This is a genomic window from Nocardia sp. NPDC058176 (assembly GCF_042883805.1).
GTDB lineage: Bacteria > Actinomycetota > Actinomycetes > Mycobacteriales > Mycobacteriaceae > Nocardia.
Genome location: NZ_JBHVVA010000001.1, coordinates 2,616,571 through 2,634,862 on the forward strand (window position 1 = coordinate 2,616,571; position 18,292 = coordinate 2,634,862).

Consider the following 18,292-nt stretch of genomic DNA (forward strand, 5'->3'; position numbering starts at 1 on the left):
GGTCGGCGCGACGACGAGATCGCCATCATCTTCGACGGACTCGACCGCCGACCGAGCACTCACAGCACCGCCGAGGCGGTCTCGCGCAGGCGCACGGCGTCCCGACTCGGCGCAGCACCGAATTGGCGGCGGTATTCGCGGCTGAATTGGGACGGGCTGTCATAGCCGACCGCGTGGCCGACGCCGGTGATGTCGCCGGGGCTGGTGGCCAGCAACAGCCGGGCTTCCTGCAGGCGGATCTGCTTCTGGAACTGGATGGGGCTCATGGCGGTGACCGCCTGGAAATTGCGATAGAAGGCCGATTCGCTCATCCCCGCGCGCCGGGCGATCTCCTGCACCCGGAACGGTTCGCGGTAGTTGTCGCGGATCCAGTGCACGGCGCGGGCGATGTGGGACAGGCTCGAATCGGCCAGCCCGAGTTGCCGCACGGTCGCGCCCTGCTCGCCGGTGATCAAGCGCCACAGGATCTCTCGCGTGTAGAGCGGCGCCAGCGCGGCGATGTCGGCGGGCCGGTCCAGCAGCCGCAGCAGCCGGACCACGGCGTCGAGGAGATCGTCGGAGGCATCGCTCACGGCGATCCCGCGCGGCGGCCGGGCACCACGGTGGGTCTCGGTCGGCGCGCCGCGCAACAGCAGCTCGGCGACCGCGGCCGGTTGCAGCACCAACCCGAATCCGAGCGCGGGCCGCCGCGGGTCGACGTCGACGAAGTGGCCAGTGACGGGCAGATCGACCGAGGCGACCAGGTACTGCCCGTCCCGGTACTCGAAGACCTGATCCCCCAGCGCCAGCCGTTTGGCACCCTGAGCGATCAGCGCCATGACGGTCCCCGTCATCGAAGCCGACGGCGCCGCGGACCGGTCCACCGCGGAGATCAGCACACCGTCGATGGCGGTGGTGGTGTCGGGACGCGCGTGGCGGGCGAGCAGCATACGGAGTTCGTCGCGTTGCCCTCCGACTCGACCTCGGGCAATCCGAGACCTTCCCCGCCTTCCGGCAGGCGGTCACCGACGCGCTGCGCGAGACCTGGCAGCGCGAGAGCTTCGACATCCTCGTCAACAACGCGGGTTTCGCGCAGACCGCGATGTTCGCCGACACCACCGAGGAACTGTTCGACCGCTTCCACCGGGTGCTGTTCAAGGGCCCGTACTTCCTGACCCAGACGCTGCTGCCGCTGCTGACCGACGGCGGCGCGATCGTCAACGTCAGCAGCAATTCGGCGCTGCCCTCGGGCCTGGAACCGGGCTACTCCGCCTACGCCTCGATGAAGGGCGCGCTCACCGTCCTCACCCGCTACCTGGCCAAGGAACTCAGCCCGCGCGGCATCCGGGTGAACTCCATCGCGCCCGGTGCCACCCGAACCCGCCTCGGCGACAACGCCTTCGAACGCTTCCCCGAGGTCGTACCGGCCATCGCCGCCAAGACCGCCCTGGGCCGGGTCGGCGAGCCCGACGACATCGGCGCCGTCATCGCCTCGCTGGTCTCCCCCGAGTGCCGGTGGATCACGGCCGAGAACATCGAGGTCGCCGGTGGCTACGGGCTCTGACTACTCGATCAGGTTCTCGCTCTTCAACCAGTCGTAGGCGACATCGGCGGGGTCCTCGCCGTCGATGTCGACGCGGCCGTTGAGTTCCTGCATCAGGTCGTCGGTGAGGCGCTCGGAGACCGTACCGAGCAGCGTGCGGATCTCGGGGTGTGCCGCGAGCACTTCACCGCGGATGACGGCGGTGCCGCTGTAGGGCAGGAAGAACTTGCGGTCGTCGTCGAGGACGGTCAGGTCCAGGTTCTTGATCCGGCCGTCGGTGGTGTAGACCATGCCGAAGTTGCACGGTTCGCTCCTGGCCGTGGCGGTGTAGACGACACCGGCGTCCATCCGGGTGACGTTCTCGACGGGCACACCGGTCGGAGTGTTGTAGGGGATGCCGTATTTCTCCAGCATCGGCAGGAAACCGTCGGAGCGGCTGAAGAACTCGTCGTCCACGCAGAAGGTGCGCTCGGCCACCGGCAGGTCGGCGACCTGCGACAGCGAGGTCACGCCCAGCCGTTGCGCCGTCGGTGTCGAGGCGGCGAAGGCGTAGGTGTTGTTGAAGTTGGCCGGCGCGAGCCATTCGAGGTCGTATTCCTGCTTCTCGATGTCGTGGACGCGCTGCCACAGCTCGTCGGGGTCGGTGATGGTCTCGGTCTGGCTGTGGTAGTTGACCCAGCCGGTGCCGGTGTATTCCCAGAGCACGTCGGCGTCGCCGTTGAGCTGGGCCTGGCGCGAGGAGGCCGAGCCCGGCGCACCGGTCAGATCGGTGACCGAGGCGCCCGCCGCGGCCAGGTAGGTCGCCGAGATCTTGCCCAGCAGAACACCTTCGGTGAAGCTCTTCGAGGTGACCACCAGCGTGGCGCCGTCGAGCGGTCGTTCACCACCGGGCAGGCTCGCGTCGTGGAAGGTGCCCGAGGAACTCACCAGACCGCACCCCGCGACCAGCGCGATCGTCGCGGCCATCAGGGCGATCAGCCGTGCTCGTCTCATGAGACACCTCGTGGGGTCGCGGCCAGTTCGACGAGTCGGCCGAGCCAGTCGATGATCAACGCCAGCAACCCGACGAGGATGGCGCCGGAGATGAGCAGCTTGGGCAGGAACAGGGTGACGCCGGTGGTGATCAGGGTGCCGAGGCTGGTCGCGCCGATGAAGGTGCTCAGCGTGGCGGTGCCGACCAGGATGACCAGCGCGGTGCGCACACCGTTGAGGATCACCGGCACCGCGAGCGGCAGTTCGACCTGCACCAGCGTCCGCGCCCCCGAGAACCCGATGCCGCGCGCCGCCTCGATCGTGCGCTGATCCACCTGCCGCAGCCCGACGATGGTGTTCTGCAGGATCGGCAGGATCGCGTACACGACCAGACCGACGACCGCCGTGCGGAATCCGGTGCCGAGCCAGAACGTGAACAGCACGAGCAGACCCACCGCGGGCGCGGCCTGCCCGATATTGGCGATGTTCACGGCGACCGGCTCGAACCGCTTCAACGCGGGCCGGGTGAGCGCGATGCCGAGCGGGATCGCCACCGCCACCACGATCAGCGTGGCGACCACGGTCAGCCGGATGTGTTCGCCGATGGTGGTCTGCAGGTTGGCCCAGCCCAGCGAGGCCTGCTCGGTGGGGGTGAACGTCGTCGACCGGTACCAGAGCAGGTAGCCCACACCGATCACCACGATGATCAGCGGCTCGAACCAGACGTCGATCGGCAGGCGGCGCAGCCGGTTCACGACGGTTCGGCCGTTCCGGTCTCGGCCGTGCCCGGTTCGGCCGTCACGGCTTCGACGGCCGGTGGTTCGTCGGCGGCGACGACCGGGGTCGGCGTCGGATCGGACCCGTCCACGTAGGTCTCGTAGGAGGGTGCGGCCTCGGCGGCCTGCCCCTCGGCCAGCTTGGTCTGGATCACGTCGGTCACCGACCCGATGCTCAGCGAGCCGATCACCGCGCCGCGCCCGTCGGTGACCAGCGTGGCGCCCTGGCTGGCGGCGAGCATGGCGTCGAGGGCGTCGTTGAGCGTGGAGGACTGGGCGACGACCGGCAGTCGCCGATCCAGATAGTCCGAGATCTCCGGCTTGCTCGCGACCTCGGTGAGCGAGGGCCACGAGCGCGGCCGCCCGGCCGAGTCGACCACCACGACCCAGGTGTGCCCGGCCGCCTTCGCCCGCGCGAGCACCTTCTCGGCGGGCTCGCCGATGCGCGCGGTGGTCACCGGGTCGTGGTCGACATCGCGCACGCGCGAGACCGTCAGATACGCCAGCTTGGCGCCGGATCCGACGAATTCCTCCACGAACGGCGTGGCCGGATCGGTGAGGATCTCCTCCGGGCGCGCGTACTGCTCGACGTGGCCGCCCTCGGACAGGATGAGCACCTTGTCGCCGAGCTTGGTGGCTTCCTCGAAGTCGTGGGTGACGATGACGATGGTCTTGCCGAGTTCGTGCTGGATCGCGATCAGGCTGTCCTGCAGGCGAACCCGGGTGATCGGGTCGACCGCGCCGAACGGCTCGTCCATCAGCAGTACCGGCGGGTCGGCGGCGAGCGCGCGGGCCACGCCGACGCGCTGCTGCTGGCCGCCGGACATGTCCTTGGGCAGCCGGTCGGCGAAGACGGCGGGATCGAGTCCGACCAGATCGAGCAGGTACTCGGTGCGCTCGGCGATGCGCTTCTTGTCCCAGCCGAGCACCCGCGGAATGGCGCCGATGTTCTTGGCGACCGACCAGTGCGGGAACAGGCCACCGGACTGGATGACGTACCCGATCGACTGCCGGAGTTTGTCGGGGTCTTCGCGGGTGACGTCGCGGCCACCGATGAAGATCCGCCCCTCGGTCGGCTCGATCAGCCGGTTGATCATCTTCAGCGTGGTCGTCTTACCGCAGCCGGACGGGCCGACGAACGCGACGATGTGCCCCGCCTCGATCTCGAGGTCGAGTCGTTCCACGGCGGGCTTGTCGGTGCCCTTGTACCGCTTGACGACCCCGTCGAGCGTGATGGCCGCACCGGTCACGTTGCGCTCCGGGGACACCGGGGCGGGCTGGTTGGTCACATCGGTCATTGCAGTCCTTTGGCGATCGTGAGACGTCCCAGCAGGACGAGGAGCGCGTCGAACACCAACGCGATCGCGACGATGAGGATGGTGCCGGTCAGCGCCATCTCGAGTGCGTTGGCGCCGCCGAGCCGGGACAGGCCGTTGAAGATGAGCGAACCGAGTCCGGGGCCGAGCACATAGGCGACGATGGCGGCGACGCCGACGATCATCTGGGTGGAGATCCTGATCCCGGTGAGGATCACCGGCCAGGCGATCGGGAACTCGACGGTCAGCAGGATCCGCCAGCGCGACAACCCGATTCCGCGCGCGGATTCGATCACCGAGGTGGGCACCGACCGCAGGCCGACGATGGCGTTGCCGATCACCGGAAGGGCGGCGAAGAACGCCAGCATGATGAACGACGGGGTGACGCCGAGACCGAACGGCACCAGCAGCAGCGCCAGCAGCGCGAGCGAGGGAATGGTCAGCGCGACCCGGCTCGCGGTGAGCGTGAGCGCCGATCCCAGCGGTAGTCGATAGACCGCGATCGCGACGAGGACGGCGACGATCGTGCCGACCAGGACCGTTTGGAACGCCAGGGACGCGTGCTGATAGGTGAGGAAGGTCAACACCTCGCCCCGCCCCCGGACATAGCTCCACAGATTCACGAGATTCCCGTCGTCAGGCTGGGCAAGGGGAGATACGCGTCGTCGAAGGGTAATCGATACACCGTGTCCGGCCGGGGACCTCGGGCGCAGGAGGTGTTGCGGTGGCGGTCAATTCCTAGGCCGCGCGCTTCAGCGGGGCGCTCACGTAGGGCTCGGCGTCGCCGGAGATCACCGTGCTCGTCGAGCCGTCGACGCCGACCGGGATCTCGCCGGCCAGGGTGATCCGGGTGAGCCTGCGGTGCTCGCTGCCGTCGTAGTCGTCCACGGCGTAGTGCTGGGTGGCGCGGTTGTCCCAGATGGCGACATCGCCGAGCGACCAGTCCCAGCGGGTGGTGTGCTCGAGGCGGGTCACCCGGTCCTGGAACAGCCGGAACAGCGCCCGCGACTCGTTGCCCGAGAGGCCGACGATCTCCTTCACGAAGCAGCCGAGCAGCAGCGCGCGCTCGCCGGTTTCGGGGTGCACCTCGACGACGGGGTGCTCGGTCTCGAAGTAGGTGGACTCGAACTCGCTGCGGTAGGCGCGGTCGCTCTCGTCGGGGCGGTCCTCGATGTCGGCGGCGTAGTCGTAGCGATTGGTGTGGCGGGCGCGCAGGTTCTCGGCCAGCAGCTTGAGCGGCGCGGGCAGCGCGTTGTAGGCGGCGACGGTCGAGGCCCAGGTGGTGGAGCCGCCGTAGCTGGGCAGGGCGACCGCGCGCAGGATCGAGGCGCTGGGGACGCGGTCGACGAAGGTGACGTCGGTGTGCCAGACATTGGAGCGGGTCTGGTGCGAGTCGATGGCCAGGCTCTTGGCGCCCGCCGAGGTGACGGTCGGGTGCGGAGTCGTCGGGTTGCCGAGCAACTCGGCGAACTCGTACTGCCCGTCCTCGGTGAGGTGGTGCTGATCGCGGAAGAAGATCACCTTGTGCTCGTTGAGCGCGGCCCGCACGGTGGCCACCGTGCGCTCGTCGAGATCGCCGCCGAGCCGGACACCCTCGATCCGGGCACCGATGTGCGCTCCGAGCTTGACCACCCGCACGGCGGTCCCGGGGACGGCTGCGTCATCGACGGACATACGGTGGCCTTTCGCTCGAACCAGGACGATCTGGTCACACGAAACCATCCCCGACCCCACCGCGACCAGCATTGAATTCACCCTGAGCCGAATCGGCAACGGCACGTCAAGCCGTGCTCAGGGCCCGTATCCGGTGTTCGTCCGCGTCAGCGGCGGGCGCGGCGGCGGGTGGTGAGGACGCCGGTGATCCAGCCGATGACGAACATGGCCAGCAGGATGAGCCACATCGGGGACTGGACGGTGATCAGCAGGATCTCGACGGAGACTTTCGCCCGGTTCTCCAGGACGAAGACGACGGCCAGGACGGCCAACCCGATCGCGACCCACTGGGTCGGCGAGACGCGCGCGAGCAGGGACGGTTTCTTCACTTCGCCGTTGTTCATCGGGATTCCTCTCATCGATGGGGTGGTGGGGTCACTCCTCGCCGCGCAGGACGGCGCGCAGTCGTTCGGTGTCGGCGGGGGTCCAGTCGGGTGGGGACAGGATGGCCGCCCAGGCGTCGGCGATGGCGGCCTGGAAGGTGTGGCCGTGGCCGTCGGGCACGTCGATCGAGACGGCCATGTCGGCGGAGACCTGAAGGAAGGTCACCACGGGAATCCAGCGGGTGCTCGATAGCACGTCCGGGCCGCGTTCCTCGCTCAGCCAGTCCGGCTTCTGGAACAGCAGCTGCGGTGTCCACCAGGTGATCGGGTCGGAGGCGTGCTGGAGGTAGACCACGCGCGCCGGTGGCCACGGCGCGTCCGGCCGGGCGAGGTCGGGCGCACCGGCGGCGAACCGCACGGTCTGCCCGTCCCGGTAGATCGGCAGCCACTGCGGTGAGCCGGGATCGCGGCGCGCGGTGGCGTCGCGCCACACCGGGTTGGTGGCGGTGGGACCGACGAACAGCGCGCCGTCGGTGCGCGCGGCCATGTCCTGCACGCTCGCGAAGGCGGCCTCACCGCCGAAGGAACCCAGGCTCTCCCCGAAGACCACCAGTTTCGGCCGTTGCTGCGGCGGCAGCGTGTCCCACACGGCGTGCACCGCCTCGAACAGCGCCTGACCGGCCTGGCGGGCCCGTTCCTGGTCGACGACGAACGACAGCCAGCTCGGCAGGAAGGAGTACTGCATGCTGACCAGGGCGCTGTCCCCGTTGGCCAGGTATTCCACAGCGGCAGCGGTGGATTCGTTGATCCATCCGGTCCCGGTGGTGGTCGCCACGCCGAGCACGGCCCGCTCGAATCCGCCCGCCCGGCGCAGCTCGGCGACGGCGAGATCGGCTTCGGCCCTGATGTTCTCGGCGGATTCGAGCCCGGTGTAGACGCGAATCGGGGTGCGGGCCGGGCGCCCGCTGAACGCGCTCAGTTCTTCGGCGGTGGGGCCGTTGGCGACGAAGATCCGTCCCTGACGGCCGAGCGAGTCCCAGGTCACCAGCGAGCCGGGACCGCCGGAGCGTTCGGGTATCCCGGGTTCGGGCGTGTCCGCGGAGGTCTCCTGGTTGACGGCCTTGAACGTCGTGTTGAGCACCGCCATCGCCGCACTGGCGACCACTCCGTTGACCAGCGCGATCACCACCGCCACCACCACGACGCCACCCAGCAGCGTGCCGACCCGAGCGGGCAGGACCCGGCCGAGCAGCGCGCCGACCCATCGCGACGAGGCCCGGCACACGCGGGCGATCACGAGCAGGATCAGGAAGACGAGCACCCCGATCACCGCCATGATCGGATAGGCCGACCACGACAGCCCGGCCACGCCCATCAGCGTGCGCAGTTCGTTCTGCCACCCGGCGTACCAGATCAGCACGGCGACCGTCCCCAGCACGGCGACGACCGCGAGTCCCCAGCGCAGCCAGCGGTTCACCGGTGCGAAGTCGCGCTGCCATGCCCATCGGATCAGCGCGGCGACCGCGACACCGATGCCGTAGCCGACGAGGGCGGCCGCCCCGGAGACGACGCCCTGGAACAGCGGTCCGCGCGGCAGCAGCGAGGGGGTCAACGACAACCACACCAGCACCAGCGCGCCGATCAGGCCACTGAAGCTGAATCCACCATCTCGCTTCGACGGCGACCTCGCCGCGCGCGTCGAGCCGGGCTCGCTGGGTCCGGAGTCTCCAGGCGTCGAAATCATCTGTGTCCCTTGCTGTTCCGACCGACGAACCACCGGACGCATCGCATCCAGGTGCTGCACGTTCGCCTGAATCCGGTCAGCTCCGCAGGTCACCGAACCAGGGTTCGTGAACTATACGACCGCGGCCCGCGACGGAACCGGATTTGCCGCAGTCGGGCCCTGAATTGTGATCGGCGGGCAGACAACGAACCCTGCGATACGGAATCCTGGGGTGATGACCACCGCATGGGCCGTCATCACCGCGGCGACATTCTGCTGGCTCGGGATGGTGCTGGCGATCTCGTTCCTGGAAGCACCGCTGAAGTTTCGGGCACCCGGGGTCACCGTGCCGATCGGTCTCGGCATCGGCAGACTCGTGTTCCGTGCCCTCAACGGCGCCGAAATCCTGCTCGCCGCGGTGATTCTCGTCGCCGTCGTGGTCGACGCGCCCGGCACGGCCGCGACGACGGCACTGGCGGTGGCCGTCGTCGCGCTCGCCGCCCAGCTCGTCGGCGTGCGCCCACGACTCACCCGCCGCAGCGACGCGGTCCTGGCCGGACTCGACGCGCCGCGCTCACACAGCCACTACGTCTACATCGCCCTCGAGGTCGGCAAGGTCGCCGCGCTGCTGGCCGGCGGCGTGCTGGTGCTGGTGCACAGCGTGGTGTGAGCTAGGAGGCCTCCTCGACGAGTTCGTCCTCGGCGCGGTGGATGCGCAGCGCGAAGCGGAAGCCGCACGCGGTCTCCAGCGACGAGGTCCCCGGTTCGTCGCCGGGGCGAGTGCGCACATCGACGCTCACGTCGATGTCGTCGAGCCCCACGTGGAACCGGTCCGCCATCCAGAACTCGGTGTGCCAGGCGGTCTGCCCGGCGAGGATGTCACCGGGCTCGGGACGGAAATCACTGCGCCGCACGCAGATCGGGGTGTACCCGTCGGCATCGGCGGGCAGGTACAGCACGACCGGTCCGTGCATGGCGTTGAGCAGTTGCAGGACGTGGCGGGCATCGTCGCTGGTGGCGACCGCGCGGTGGCGATGATCCAGTTTGCGGCCGTTGAGATGTCGTTCGCGCTGTGCGGACCCGGCGTGGTGAAGCATGGTGCACTCCTGGCAGGTTCTCGACGTTGGTCGGGTTCGCAGGACACTATGGTGGCGCAAGGTTGGTTCAGGGTTGGTGCTCGTCGAATCTTGCGAAGATCGCAACAATTCACCGCGGCCGGTCAGCGCGCGGAATCCATCCGCGCCGAGAGCGTTGACAACAGGTATGACCACGGCACTCGGCACCGTCCGCTTCTCGATCCTCGACCGCTCCCGGGTGCGGCGCGGACAGGATCACGCCGACGCGCTGCGCGAGACGGTCGAGTTCGCGGTGCTGGCCGAGCGGTGGGGTTTCCACCGGTTCTGGGTCGCCGAGCACCACAGTGTGCCGGGCGTCGCCGGAACCGCGCCGACCGTGCTGGCGGCGGCGGTCGCGGCCGCCACCGACCGGATCCGGGTGGGCACCGGCGGGGTGATGCTGCCCAATCATCAGCCGCTCGTCGTCGCCGAACAGTTCGGGGTGCTCGGCGCGCTGTTCCCCGGGCGCGTCGACCTGGGTGTCGGCCGGTCGGTCGGGTTCACCGACGGCGTGCGCCGGGCCCTGGCGCACGGACGCGACGACGCCGAGGACTTCGACACCGGCCTGGCCGAGCTGCTCGACTACCTCGACTCCGGCAGGCACGGGGTGCACGCCAGATCGGCCGAGGGCCTCGACCTGCCCACCTTCCTGCTGGCCACCGGTTCGGGTGCGCAGCGGGCGGCACGGTTCGGGCTGCCGCTGGTCATCGCCCCGATCGGGGGGCGCGATGCCATGGTGGCGGCGATCGAGCGCTACCGCACCGAGTTCCGGCCGTCCGCGCGGGCCGAACGCCCCTACGTCATCGTGTCGGCGACCGTGCTGATCGCCGACACCACCGAGCAGGCGCACCGCCTGCTGCTGCCCGAGGCGTGGTCGAGCGCCTACTCGCGCACACACGGCGAGTTCCCGCCGCTCCGCTCCCCCGCCGAGGTCGACGCCGTCACCATGACCGACCGCCAGCGCGGGCTGTTCGAGCAGGCACTGCGCGACCAGATCCACGGCACCGAACACGAGGTCGCGGCGGCGCTGGAACAGTTGACCCGGCAGACCGGCGCCGACGAGATCCTCGTACACACCAGCACTTTCGACCGATCCGCCCGCCTCGACGCGCACCGGCGCCTCGCCCGCCTCGTCGGCCTGGACGCCGTCTCGTCGGGCTCGACGATCCACCCGGTCACAGCTCTGTAATGGTTGGCGGTGGTCGACCCGGGTACTTCTCGGTAATGGCAGCCTGTGGTGATCCGTTCCGGATCCCGACATCTGGGTTGTTGGTCGAGAAGGGATGAGGTTTGCCGATTTCAGCCGACGAATCGAAAAGTCGAAACCCCGATAAAGGATATATCGCTCTGCTCGGGTGGAGTTTGAACGCCGTCGAAGCCATCGATCGTTTCGATCGGCGCTACATAGTGGTCGCCCCGGAGTGGGCGAGCGATTACTGCACAGCACACGACATCCCCTATATTCCATGGAATTTCGAGCGGCTCAACGACCGGTCGATGGAGATCGCGGAGACGCTGAAGGAAAAGGGCGTGGATGTCGCCATACCGATCTTCGAGGAGACGGTGGAATGGGCGGGGGCGATCAACTCCGTCCTGCTCGACAATCCCCGCCTGCTCGGACAGGCCATGCTGCTGCGCGACAAGTCGCTGATGAAGCGACGCGCGCAACTCGGCGGTATCCGGGTGGGCATCTTCGAGGAAGCCCACGAACGCGACGATGTGATCCGCTTCCTGAAGCGGGTCAACCAGACCCTGCTGAAACTCGACGGTGATCCCAACGATCCGATCCACGTCAAGGCGTTCGACAAGGCGGGCTGCCTCGGGCACCGGGTCATCCGGACCCCCGACGAGATCGACACGATCCCCGACGAGGAATTCCCGGTGCTGATGGAATCGCACCTGGACGGGTGGGAGTTCGCGGTCGAGGCCTGGGTGCACAACGGCCGCATCTGCTTCCTGAACATCTCGGAGTACGTGACGCTCGGCTACTCGGTCTTCGTACCGGCGACGCCGGAACTGGAGAAATACCGGCCCGAGATCACCCGGCAGGTCGAGAAACTGATCAAGACCTTCGACATCGAATTCGGCTTCATCCACCCCGAATACTTCGTCACCAGCGACGGTGAGATGTATTTCGGCGAGGTCGCCTACCGTCCGCCCGGGTTCAAGGTTTTCGAGCTGCTCGAACGGACCTACGGATTCAACGCCTACCACGCCCTGGTCCTGGCCTTCGACCCGAAGACGACCGACGCGGAGATCGACGAATTCTTCCCGAAGGAAGTGGTGGACGCCACCGGTCACGCGGGCTGTTTCGGGGTATATCCGCGCCGGCGCGTGGTCAGTCAGCTGTCGGTGCCGTCGGAGACCGAGGATCACGACTACTTCGACTCACACGAACTGACCGCGCCCATGGCCGAAAAGGTCACCAAACGCACCGCGTTCGGGAACCACTGGGGTCTGCTCTACTTCTTCGGCGAGGACCCCTACACTCTGCGGGATCTGCTGAAGCGACAAGAAGAGCTCGACTTCTACGTTTGATCGGCGGCGACAGCGATGGTGCACGAGAGGATCGGCGATTGAGCCCACACAGCGGTGCGGCGACTCTCGACAGGCGGGTCGCCACGCTGGATCACGCCGCGCGGTCCCTCTCGGCGGCAAGCGATTTCGGGAAGCAGGTCAAACTTCCCCGGGTCATGGACGCACTGCGGCGCGTGCTGTTGCTCCCGGGCGGGTCCGCCGCGGTGCGCGCACGCGCGGCGGACCTCGAGGCCGCTGGCCTGTTCCTCGGGACGGATTGGGCGCAACCGCAGATTCTCATCCCGGCGCTGAGCACCGGCTCGCTGCGCAGCGCCAATGCCGACACCGTGGTGTTGGAGGCGGTGAGCGATCTGCGGCTGCTCGCGGTGGCCAAGGGTGAGCACCAGCATCCGATGATCTCCGCCGAGCAGGCCACCGAGCATCTGTCGCAGGTGCTCGCGGTCAATCTGACCCTGCTGTTCACCCCGCCCACCGAGGCCGAACGCGTCCAGCAGGGGCGGATGGCGGAGGTCTCGCGCGAGCTGCTGCACTACCTCGTCACCGAGATCGGGTACGAGAAGGTGCTCGAGAACCTGGTCGACGAGATCTGGCGCATTCTGCGGCAGCGGCCCATCCAGGTCGATTCGGTCAAACGGATGATCACCCAGATCGCGGTCGCCCGCGCCAATCCGGACGTCGATCTGGGCGCCAGCGGGCTCGGGGCCGACCGGCTGATCAGCAGTCTCTACGGCACCACCGAAGGGTGCAGGGAGGACCCCGGGGTCGAGATCTACCGCACGCGCGTGGAGTCGATGGACGACAGCGCCTTGCAGTACGAGGCGACCGGATTCGCGCGCTCCATGCACGACACCGGCCTGGTGTCGCCGTATCACGCTGTGCTGCTGCGGTTTCTGCTCGGGAAGGGCGAGTACCTGCTCGGCGAGGCGATGGGCCTGTCCAGCACCGGCCGCGACAGCCTGCTCTGCTATCACGAACTGGTGCGCAGTCTGATCGAGCAGGCCGTGCACGTCGAAACGGCCCAGTGCATCTACGGACTCACGCTGATGCTCGAACGCGGCATCCTCTATCAGCCGCCGGTCGCTCCCGCGCTGTGGCGTCAACTCGCGCTGCGCCTTTCGCCGCATTCGCAGCAGCGGCTGACCCAGGTTTTCGGGCCCGCGCCGACCGCGCGGGCGTGGTTGCTGTCGGGGGTGCTCTCGGTGCTCGGGCTGCCGCTGGGAATCGGGCAGGGCGACAATCCCACCTGCCAATCGGCGCGGGCACTGTCGATGTGGGCCTATAACGACCCCGACTACCTGCTGCAGACGGTGGTCTGGGCGGCGCGCGACGACGAGATCGTCATGCACTTCGAGGGACAGCCGATTTCCTCGCGCGAAAGCGGCGCGGGCGTCTCGACCGCACTACACACCGATCTGGACCCGGTGTCGCTGCTGGTGGTTCCGCACCTGGACCGGATCTACGCGGAGATGGGGCAGCGGTGCGTCGGCCGCGAGGGCGATCCGCACCGCTGGATCAACCCCGAGTTCCACGGCTGGTGGTCCGGGCGGGGCTTCCGGATCAACGTCGACGTGGCCACCGGCCGACTGACCGACCTCGAGGATTTCCAGCGCCACTTCTACGCCGGCTATCACCCCTTCTACAACGGCAACCAGCCGGTGATCCACCCCCAACCGGCCGGCATCGCGATCACCGACAGCGCGGCCCGCTTCGTCGGCTGGCACGCGATCACGGTGCTGCGCGTCAACCTCGACCCCGAATCGAAGATGCGGGTCTACTTCTACAACCCCAACAACGACAGCGGCCAGGACTGGGGTGACGGCGTCGTCGTCGGCACCGCCGGCCACGGCGAGCGCTTCGGCGAAGCCTCCCTCCCCTTCGAACAGTTCGCCTCGCGCCTCTACATCTTCCACTTCGACCCCCTGGAACCCGGCGAATCAGCAGCCGTCGACCAGGCAGAACTCGACCGCGTCTTCGGCTACATCCGCCGCAGCTGGGGCGCCGACCGCCTACCCGCGGAACCGGTCACCGACAACTGACGATCACCCCACGGCGGCTTCGGTCCATGCGCGGGTCAGGATTGTCTCGACGGTTTCTTCCGGGGTCTGGTCGGAGGTGTCGAGCCAGAGGCCGAGGCGGGGAGTCTCCTCGCGCAGGCCTCGGTCGAGCAGGTCGATGGTCCACTGGTCGTAGGCGTCCTTGCCGCGGGCGGCTTCGCGGTCGGCGATCGCGGCGGGGTGTGGGGCGAGGACGACGATCAGCAGGGGGCGGTGGCGGATGAGTTCGACCATTTCGGTGAGGTGGTCGCCGAGGATCACGTCCTGGGCGAGCACGGTGAAGCCTGCCTGGAAGTACTCGTCGCAGGTCATGGCGGTCAGCCGGTGTCGCAGACGTAGTTGCCGGATCGCCTCCTCGGACGGGTCGGGGGTCATGTCGGCGCGGCCGTTGATCACCATGCGGCGGAACAGATCACCGCGCACGTGCACCGATCGCGGCAACCGTTCCGCCAGTAGTTGCGCGATGGTCGATTTGCCCGCCGCCTGAATCCCGGTGATGAGGATGATCGCCTGGTGCAGAGGTGGATTCACTTCGGTCAACTGAGCCGCCAGCGGGTCGCGCCGTGCGGCTCGGCCGTCGCCACACCCACCACGGTATGCGGGGTGACGAAGTGCAGGTTCCACGGCGGCGGTCCCGCGCTCGGAGCACTGAACGGCGCCGTGAACGCCGCGCCCTCGACGGTCGCCGACCACCCGGCATCGCGATAGCGCGCCGCGATCCGCTCCAAGGTCTCCGGATCGGTGACCACGGCGGCGGTGCCATCGATGACGAGGTCGATCCCGTCGAGCAGGAACGCGACCGTACACGCCGGATTGGCCACGAGATTGCGCGACTTGCGCGTGGACGGCCCACTGACGAAATACACACCATCGTCCAACCAGATCGCCCCGACCCCCGCGGTGTGCGGGCGCCCATCCGGCCGACTCGTACTCAGGAACACCGGAGCCCCCGGCCCCGCCGCGAACCCCGCCAACCCCTCCCGGGCCCGCGCCCACGGCAGCGGCTCATTGCCGTAGATGTCCAAATTGGTCGATTCGATGTGCATGACGCTCCCTTCCTGGCCGGATACCTGTACAGACCGCCTCGCACCCCGAAACTAATCGCTCCGGGCCGCGACGAAGTGGAAGAAACGCGCGGTGAAGAGATACGGCACACGACCGGCCAGGGCGAGCTCCAGTCGTTCGAGCTTGCGATAGAACTCCGGATCGGCTTTCGCCTCGTCGTCGACGATGTAGTCGCACACGGTCCGGATCCCGAAGCGCCCGACGACCTCGAGCCCGATACCGGCGAGCTCGGTCCGGACGCGGTCCGGATAGCAGGCGCGGGTCTCGGTGTCGTAGGCGACGGTGTAGCGGGTAGGAGCGTCGAGCATGTCCAAGGCACCGTCGAGGTCATGGTTGCGCACCGCGCTCAACAGCGGGTCGGCATCCGCGTTGGGCGCGATCACCGACACGAGACCGGCCGGGCGCAGGACCGCCAGCGCGGCCGCGATCGAGGCAGCCGGGTCGGGCAGATACTGGATCACGTTGTGGCAGAGCAGTACGTCGAAGCAGCTCGGTCCGAATTCGTCTGCGACATCGTCGATTCCGGCGCACTGCGTCGTGATGCGCTCGGCGAGGCCACGGTCTTCCGCGATCGCCCGCGCTTCGGCGAGTGACTGCTCGGAGAAGTCGACGATCGTCACCCGATGGCCCGCGGCGGCGAGCTCGACGGCGTCCAGTCCGTTGCCACCGCCGATGTCGAGGATGTCGAGTGGGCCGGGCGGCAGCCGGGTGGCCAGGTTCGCGAACGCGGTGGTGTACCGCAGCCGTCCCCAGGGGCTGGCCTGCCACTGCCGCAACGGCGCGAGCCCCTCGTCGAAGACAGTCGACTCACTCATCGCAGGGCACCAACTTTCTCGAGGCGGGGTGGTGGGTCGGGGTGGTCGTCGGTGAGGACGGGTTCGCCGAAGCCGATGCGGCGGTGGAGGGATTTCATCCAGGCGGGGGCCCACCAGCAGTCGTCGCCGAGCAGTTTCATGGCGGCGGGGACCAGGAGCATGCGCAGGACGGTGGCGTCGATGATCAGGGCGGCGATCATGCCGTAGGCGACGTATTGCATGAGCACCAGGTCGGAGAAGGCGAAGGCGCCGGTGACGACCAGCAGGATCAGGGCCGCGGCGGTGATGATGCGGCCGGTGTGGGCGGTGCCGACGCGGACCGCCTCGGTGGTGGTCGCGCCCCGCGCTCTGGCTTCGACCATGCGCGAGAGCAGGAAGACCTCGTAGTCGGTGGACAGGCCGTAGATGATCGCGATGATCATCACCAGCATGTTGGCCTGGATGGGTTGCGGGGTGAAGTTCAGCAGGCCGGCACCGTGGCCGTCGATGAAGATCCAGGTGAGGATGCCCAGGGTCGAGCCGAGACCGAGCGCGCTCATGAGGGCGGCCTTGAGCGGCAGGATCAGCGAGCCGAAGGTGAGGAACATCAGCAGCGTGGTGACCAGCAGGACCAGCGCGATCATGAGCGGCATGCGGTTCAGCAGGGCGTCGAGGCTGTCCTTCTGGATGGCGGGCATGCCGCCGACGAGCATGCGCACCCCATCGGGTGGGTCGATCGATCGCAGGTAGTCGATCGTCGCGTCCGCGGCGTCGAAGTCCGCCAGCGTGGCCTTGGTGCGGTAGACCGTCGAATCGACGCTGGATCGCGACGGCACCTCGAACGGCGCGGCCAGCCCGGGCGCGGCATTGGCCGATTTCCACGCGGTGCCGACCGCGACGCTGTCGGCACCGACGAAGACCAGTTCGATCGGATCGGACCTGCGGTTGGGGAAGGCGGCGTCGATCTGCTCCTGGGCGAGGCGAGTGTCGTTGTCCGGCGGCAGATATCGCTCACTGAGGCCACCGAACTCGAGATTGCGCGCGGGCAGGATCAACAGCAGCAGCACGATGCACAGCGCGCCGCCGACCTTCACCGGATGCCGCATCACCCACTGCGCGGACCGCCCCCAGAAACCGTCCTCCACCTCCTGCGCGGTCTTGGTCTTGCGCAGCCGCGCGATCCCCCACATGTCCACCCGCGGCCCGAGGACGGCCAGCATCGCGGGCAGCAGGGTGATCGCGGCGAGCGCGGCCAGCGAGACGGTCGCGATGGCGCCGTAGGCGATCGATTTCAGGAAGCCCTGCGGAAACAGCAGCAGCCCGCCCGCGCTGGCGATGATCATCGTCGCGGAGAACACCACGGTGCGCCCGGCCGTCGTCATGGTGCGCCGCACCGCCGCCTCGGTCGAGTGCCCGGCGGCGAGTTCTTCGCGGAACCGGCTGACGATGAACAACCCGTAGTCGATGGCCAGTCCCGCGCCGATCATCGAGACGACCGGCGCCACAAAGGAATTCACCTCGGTGACGTAGGTGAACGTGCGCACGATCCCACTGGCGCCGATCATCGTCAGCCCACCGACGATCAGCGGCAGCGCGGCGGCGACGACACCGCCGAAGATGAAGAACAGCAGCAGCGCGACCACCGGGAAGGCCAGGAATTCCATCCGCCGGATGTCGTCGGCCAGGGTGTCGTTGAGCGTGCCGACCACCGGTTGCAGACCGGCCACCTGCACGTCGATACCGGGAATGGCGAAGGCGTCCTGCGCCTTTCGGTTGCTGCGCAGCATCTCGGTGTCGTCGTCACCGACGAGGGCGACCGCGGCGACGGCACGGGTGCGGTCGGGCGTCGCGAACGGTGTGCCGCTGGCCCGGCCGGTCTCGGTGGGCCAGTAGGCGCCGTTGACACCCGCGATCACCCCCGGGTAGTCGCGGGGCAGGCTGTTGAGGTTCTCGACGATCCGGCGAGCGAATTCCGGGTCGTCGACGGTCTTTCCGGGCGGCGCGGTGTAGAGGACGACCACGTCGAGATCATGATTACGGCCGAACGCCGCGTCCGCCAGCCGGGCCGCCAGCGCCGATTCCGACCCGGGATCGTCCATCCCGCCGGAAGTGAGCTGGTCCTGCAGACCGAAGCCGTACCCACCGAGTGCCAGCAGCGCCGCCACGACGATGCCGAGCACGCCGAACCGGAACCGGTGGACGAGTTCTCCCCAGCGCGCGAACACTAGACCGCCTCCCGGCCGTGCCGGGTCACGTGGGGAGGTTCACCACGTACGTCGACCAAGAGATTCGATGAGAATGCCGCGCCGATCTCCAAGAGGCCGCGTCCTTTCCGTGGTCCACACCGCTGTGCCTCCCACCGAAAGTACCGCTACGCCAGA

At 68.3% G+C, this 18,292-nt stretch carries 17 protein-coding genes and 1 pseudogene; 5 read left to right on the forward strand and 13 right to left on the reverse strand.

Going from position 1 to position 18,292, the window contains the following annotated elements:
• Positions 1-59: 59 nt before the first annotated feature.
• Positions 60-929 (reverse strand): AraC family transcriptional regulator N-terminal domain-containing protein, encoded by an 870-nt coding sequence (locus ACFVVM_RS12150; protein WP_387616525.1) that lies wholly within the window; start codon positions 927-929, stop codon positions 60-62.
• A 29-nt stretch (positions 930-958) separates the two neighbouring features.
• Here ACFVVM_RS12150 and ACFVVM_RS12155 point away from each other — a divergent pair.
• Positions 959-1,543 (forward strand): annotated as a pseudogene (locus ACFVVM_RS12155) (SDR family NAD(P)-dependent oxidoreductase); the annotation flags it as partial.
• Here ACFVVM_RS12155 and ACFVVM_RS12160 read toward each other — a convergent pair.
• The 7 genes from ACFVVM_RS12160 to ACFVVM_RS12190 form a co-directional block, all read right to left on the reverse strand.
• Positions 1,544-2,515 carry a glycine betaine ABC transporter substrate-binding protein gene (locus tag ACFVVM_RS12160; protein WP_387616527.1) on the reverse strand — a complete coding sequence of 324 codons (972 nt, stop codon included), beginning with the start codon at positions 2,513-2,515 and terminating at the stop codon, positions 1,544-1,546.
• Positions 2,512-3,249: an ABC transporter permease gene (locus ACFVVM_RS12165; RefSeq protein WP_387616529.1), complete on the reverse strand. Its 738-nt coding sequence runs from the start codon at positions 3,247-3,249 to the stop codon at positions 2,512-2,514. The genes ACFVVM_RS12160 and ACFVVM_RS12165 overlap by 4 nt, the downstream gene beginning before the upstream one ends.
• Positions 3,246-4,568, reverse strand: a complete 1,323-nt coding sequence (locus tag ACFVVM_RS12170) for an ATP-binding cassette domain-containing protein (protein ID WP_387616531.1) — start codon at positions 4,566-4,568, stop codon at positions 3,246-3,248. The genes ACFVVM_RS12165 and ACFVVM_RS12170 overlap by 4 nt, the downstream gene beginning before the upstream one ends.
• Positions 4,565-5,209 carry an ABC transporter permease gene (locus tag ACFVVM_RS12175; protein WP_387616533.1) on the reverse strand — a complete coding sequence of 215 codons (645 nt, stop codon included), beginning with the start codon at positions 5,207-5,209 and terminating at the stop codon, positions 4,565-4,567. Before ACFVVM_RS12175 ends, ACFVVM_RS12170 begins: the two co-directional genes overlap by 4 nt.
• Before the next feature lie 115 nt (positions 5,210-5,324).
• Complete coding sequence (locus ACFVVM_RS12180) at positions 5,325-6,260, reverse strand: TauD/TfdA dioxygenase family protein (protein WP_387616535.1); 936 nt, start codon at positions 6,258-6,260, stop codon at positions 5,325-5,327.
• A gap of 146 nt (positions 6,261-6,406) precedes the next feature.
• Complete coding sequence (locus tag ACFVVM_RS12185; protein WP_387616537.1) at positions 6,407-6,643, reverse strand: hypothetical protein; 237 nt, start codon at positions 6,641-6,643, stop codon at positions 6,407-6,409.
• Between the two features lie 31 nt (positions 6,644-6,674).
• Positions 6,675-8,366, reverse strand: a complete 1,692-nt coding sequence (locus tag ACFVVM_RS12190; RefSeq protein ID WP_387616539.1) for an alpha/beta hydrolase — start codon at positions 8,364-8,366, stop codon at positions 6,675-6,677.
• Between the two features lie 214 nt (positions 8,367-8,580).
• Between ACFVVM_RS12190 and ACFVVM_RS12195 the strand changes: the two genes are divergently transcribed.
• Positions 8,581-9,015, forward strand: a complete 435-nt coding sequence (locus ACFVVM_RS12195; RefSeq protein ID WP_387616541.1) for a hypothetical protein — start codon at positions 8,581-8,583, stop codon at positions 9,013-9,015.
• Between the two features lies 1 nt (position 9,016).
• On the opposite strand, the gene ACFVVM_RS12200 is transcribed toward ACFVVM_RS12195, so the two are convergent.
• Entirely contained in the window at positions 9,017-9,442 is a 426-nt protein-coding gene (locus ACFVVM_RS12200) for a DUF779 domain-containing protein (protein ID WP_387616543.1), read from the reverse strand.
• A gap of 166 nt (positions 9,443-9,608) precedes the next feature.
• Here ACFVVM_RS12200 and ACFVVM_RS12205 point away from each other — a divergent pair, with 166 nt between their 5' ends.
• The 3 genes from ACFVVM_RS12205 (at position 9,609) to ACFVVM_RS12215 (ending at position 14,034) form a co-directional block, all read left to right on the forward strand.
• Positions 9,609-10,649, forward strand: a complete 1,041-nt coding sequence (locus tag ACFVVM_RS12205) for an LLM class flavin-dependent oxidoreductase (protein ID WP_387616545.1) — start codon at positions 9,609-9,611, stop codon at positions 10,647-10,649.
• A gap of 308 nt (positions 10,650-10,957) precedes the next feature.
• Positions 10,958-11,998, forward strand: a complete 1,041-nt coding sequence (locus ACFVVM_RS12210; RefSeq protein WP_387616846.1) for an acetyl-CoA carboxylase biotin carboxylase subunit family protein — start codon at positions 10,958-10,960, stop codon at positions 11,996-11,998.
• 38 nt (positions 11,999-12,036) lie between these two features.
• The gene (locus ACFVVM_RS12215; protein WP_387616547.1) at positions 12,037-14,034 is read left to right on the forward strand and encodes a hypothetical protein; all 1,998 of its coding nucleotides are present in this window, start codon (positions 12,037-12,039) and stop codon (positions 14,032-14,034) included.
• A 3-nt stretch (positions 14,035-14,037) separates the two neighbouring features.
• Here the strand turns inward: ACFVVM_RS12215 and ACFVVM_RS12220 are convergent, their stop codons facing one another.
• Genes ACFVVM_RS12220 through ACFVVM_RS12235 form a run of 4 tightly spaced genes read right to left on the reverse strand, consistent with a single transcriptional unit; the run spans position 14,038 to position 18,136 of the window.
• A complete protein-coding gene (locus tag ACFVVM_RS12220) occupies positions 14,038-14,583 on the reverse strand; it encodes an AAA family ATPase (RefSeq protein ID WP_387616549.1) in 546 nt (181 codons plus the stop codon).
• 5 nt (positions 14,584-14,588) lie between these two features.
• Positions 14,589-15,098: a pyridoxamine 5'-phosphate oxidase family protein gene (locus ACFVVM_RS12225; RefSeq protein WP_387616551.1), complete on the reverse strand. Its 510-nt coding sequence runs from the start codon at positions 15,096-15,098 to the stop codon at positions 14,589-14,591.
• 51 nt (positions 15,099-15,149) lie between these two features.
• Positions 15,150-15,932 carry a methyltransferase domain-containing protein gene (locus tag ACFVVM_RS12230; protein WP_387616553.1) on the reverse strand — a complete coding sequence of 261 codons (783 nt, stop codon included), beginning with the start codon at positions 15,930-15,932 and terminating at the stop codon, positions 15,150-15,152.
• Positions 15,929-18,136 carry an MMPL family transporter gene (locus ACFVVM_RS12235; protein ID WP_387616556.1) on the reverse strand — a complete coding sequence of 736 codons (2,208 nt, stop codon included), beginning with the start codon at positions 18,134-18,136 and terminating at the stop codon, positions 15,929-15,931. The genes ACFVVM_RS12230 and ACFVVM_RS12235 overlap by 4 nt, the downstream gene beginning before the upstream one ends.
• Positions 18,137-18,292: the final 156 nt, after the last annotated feature.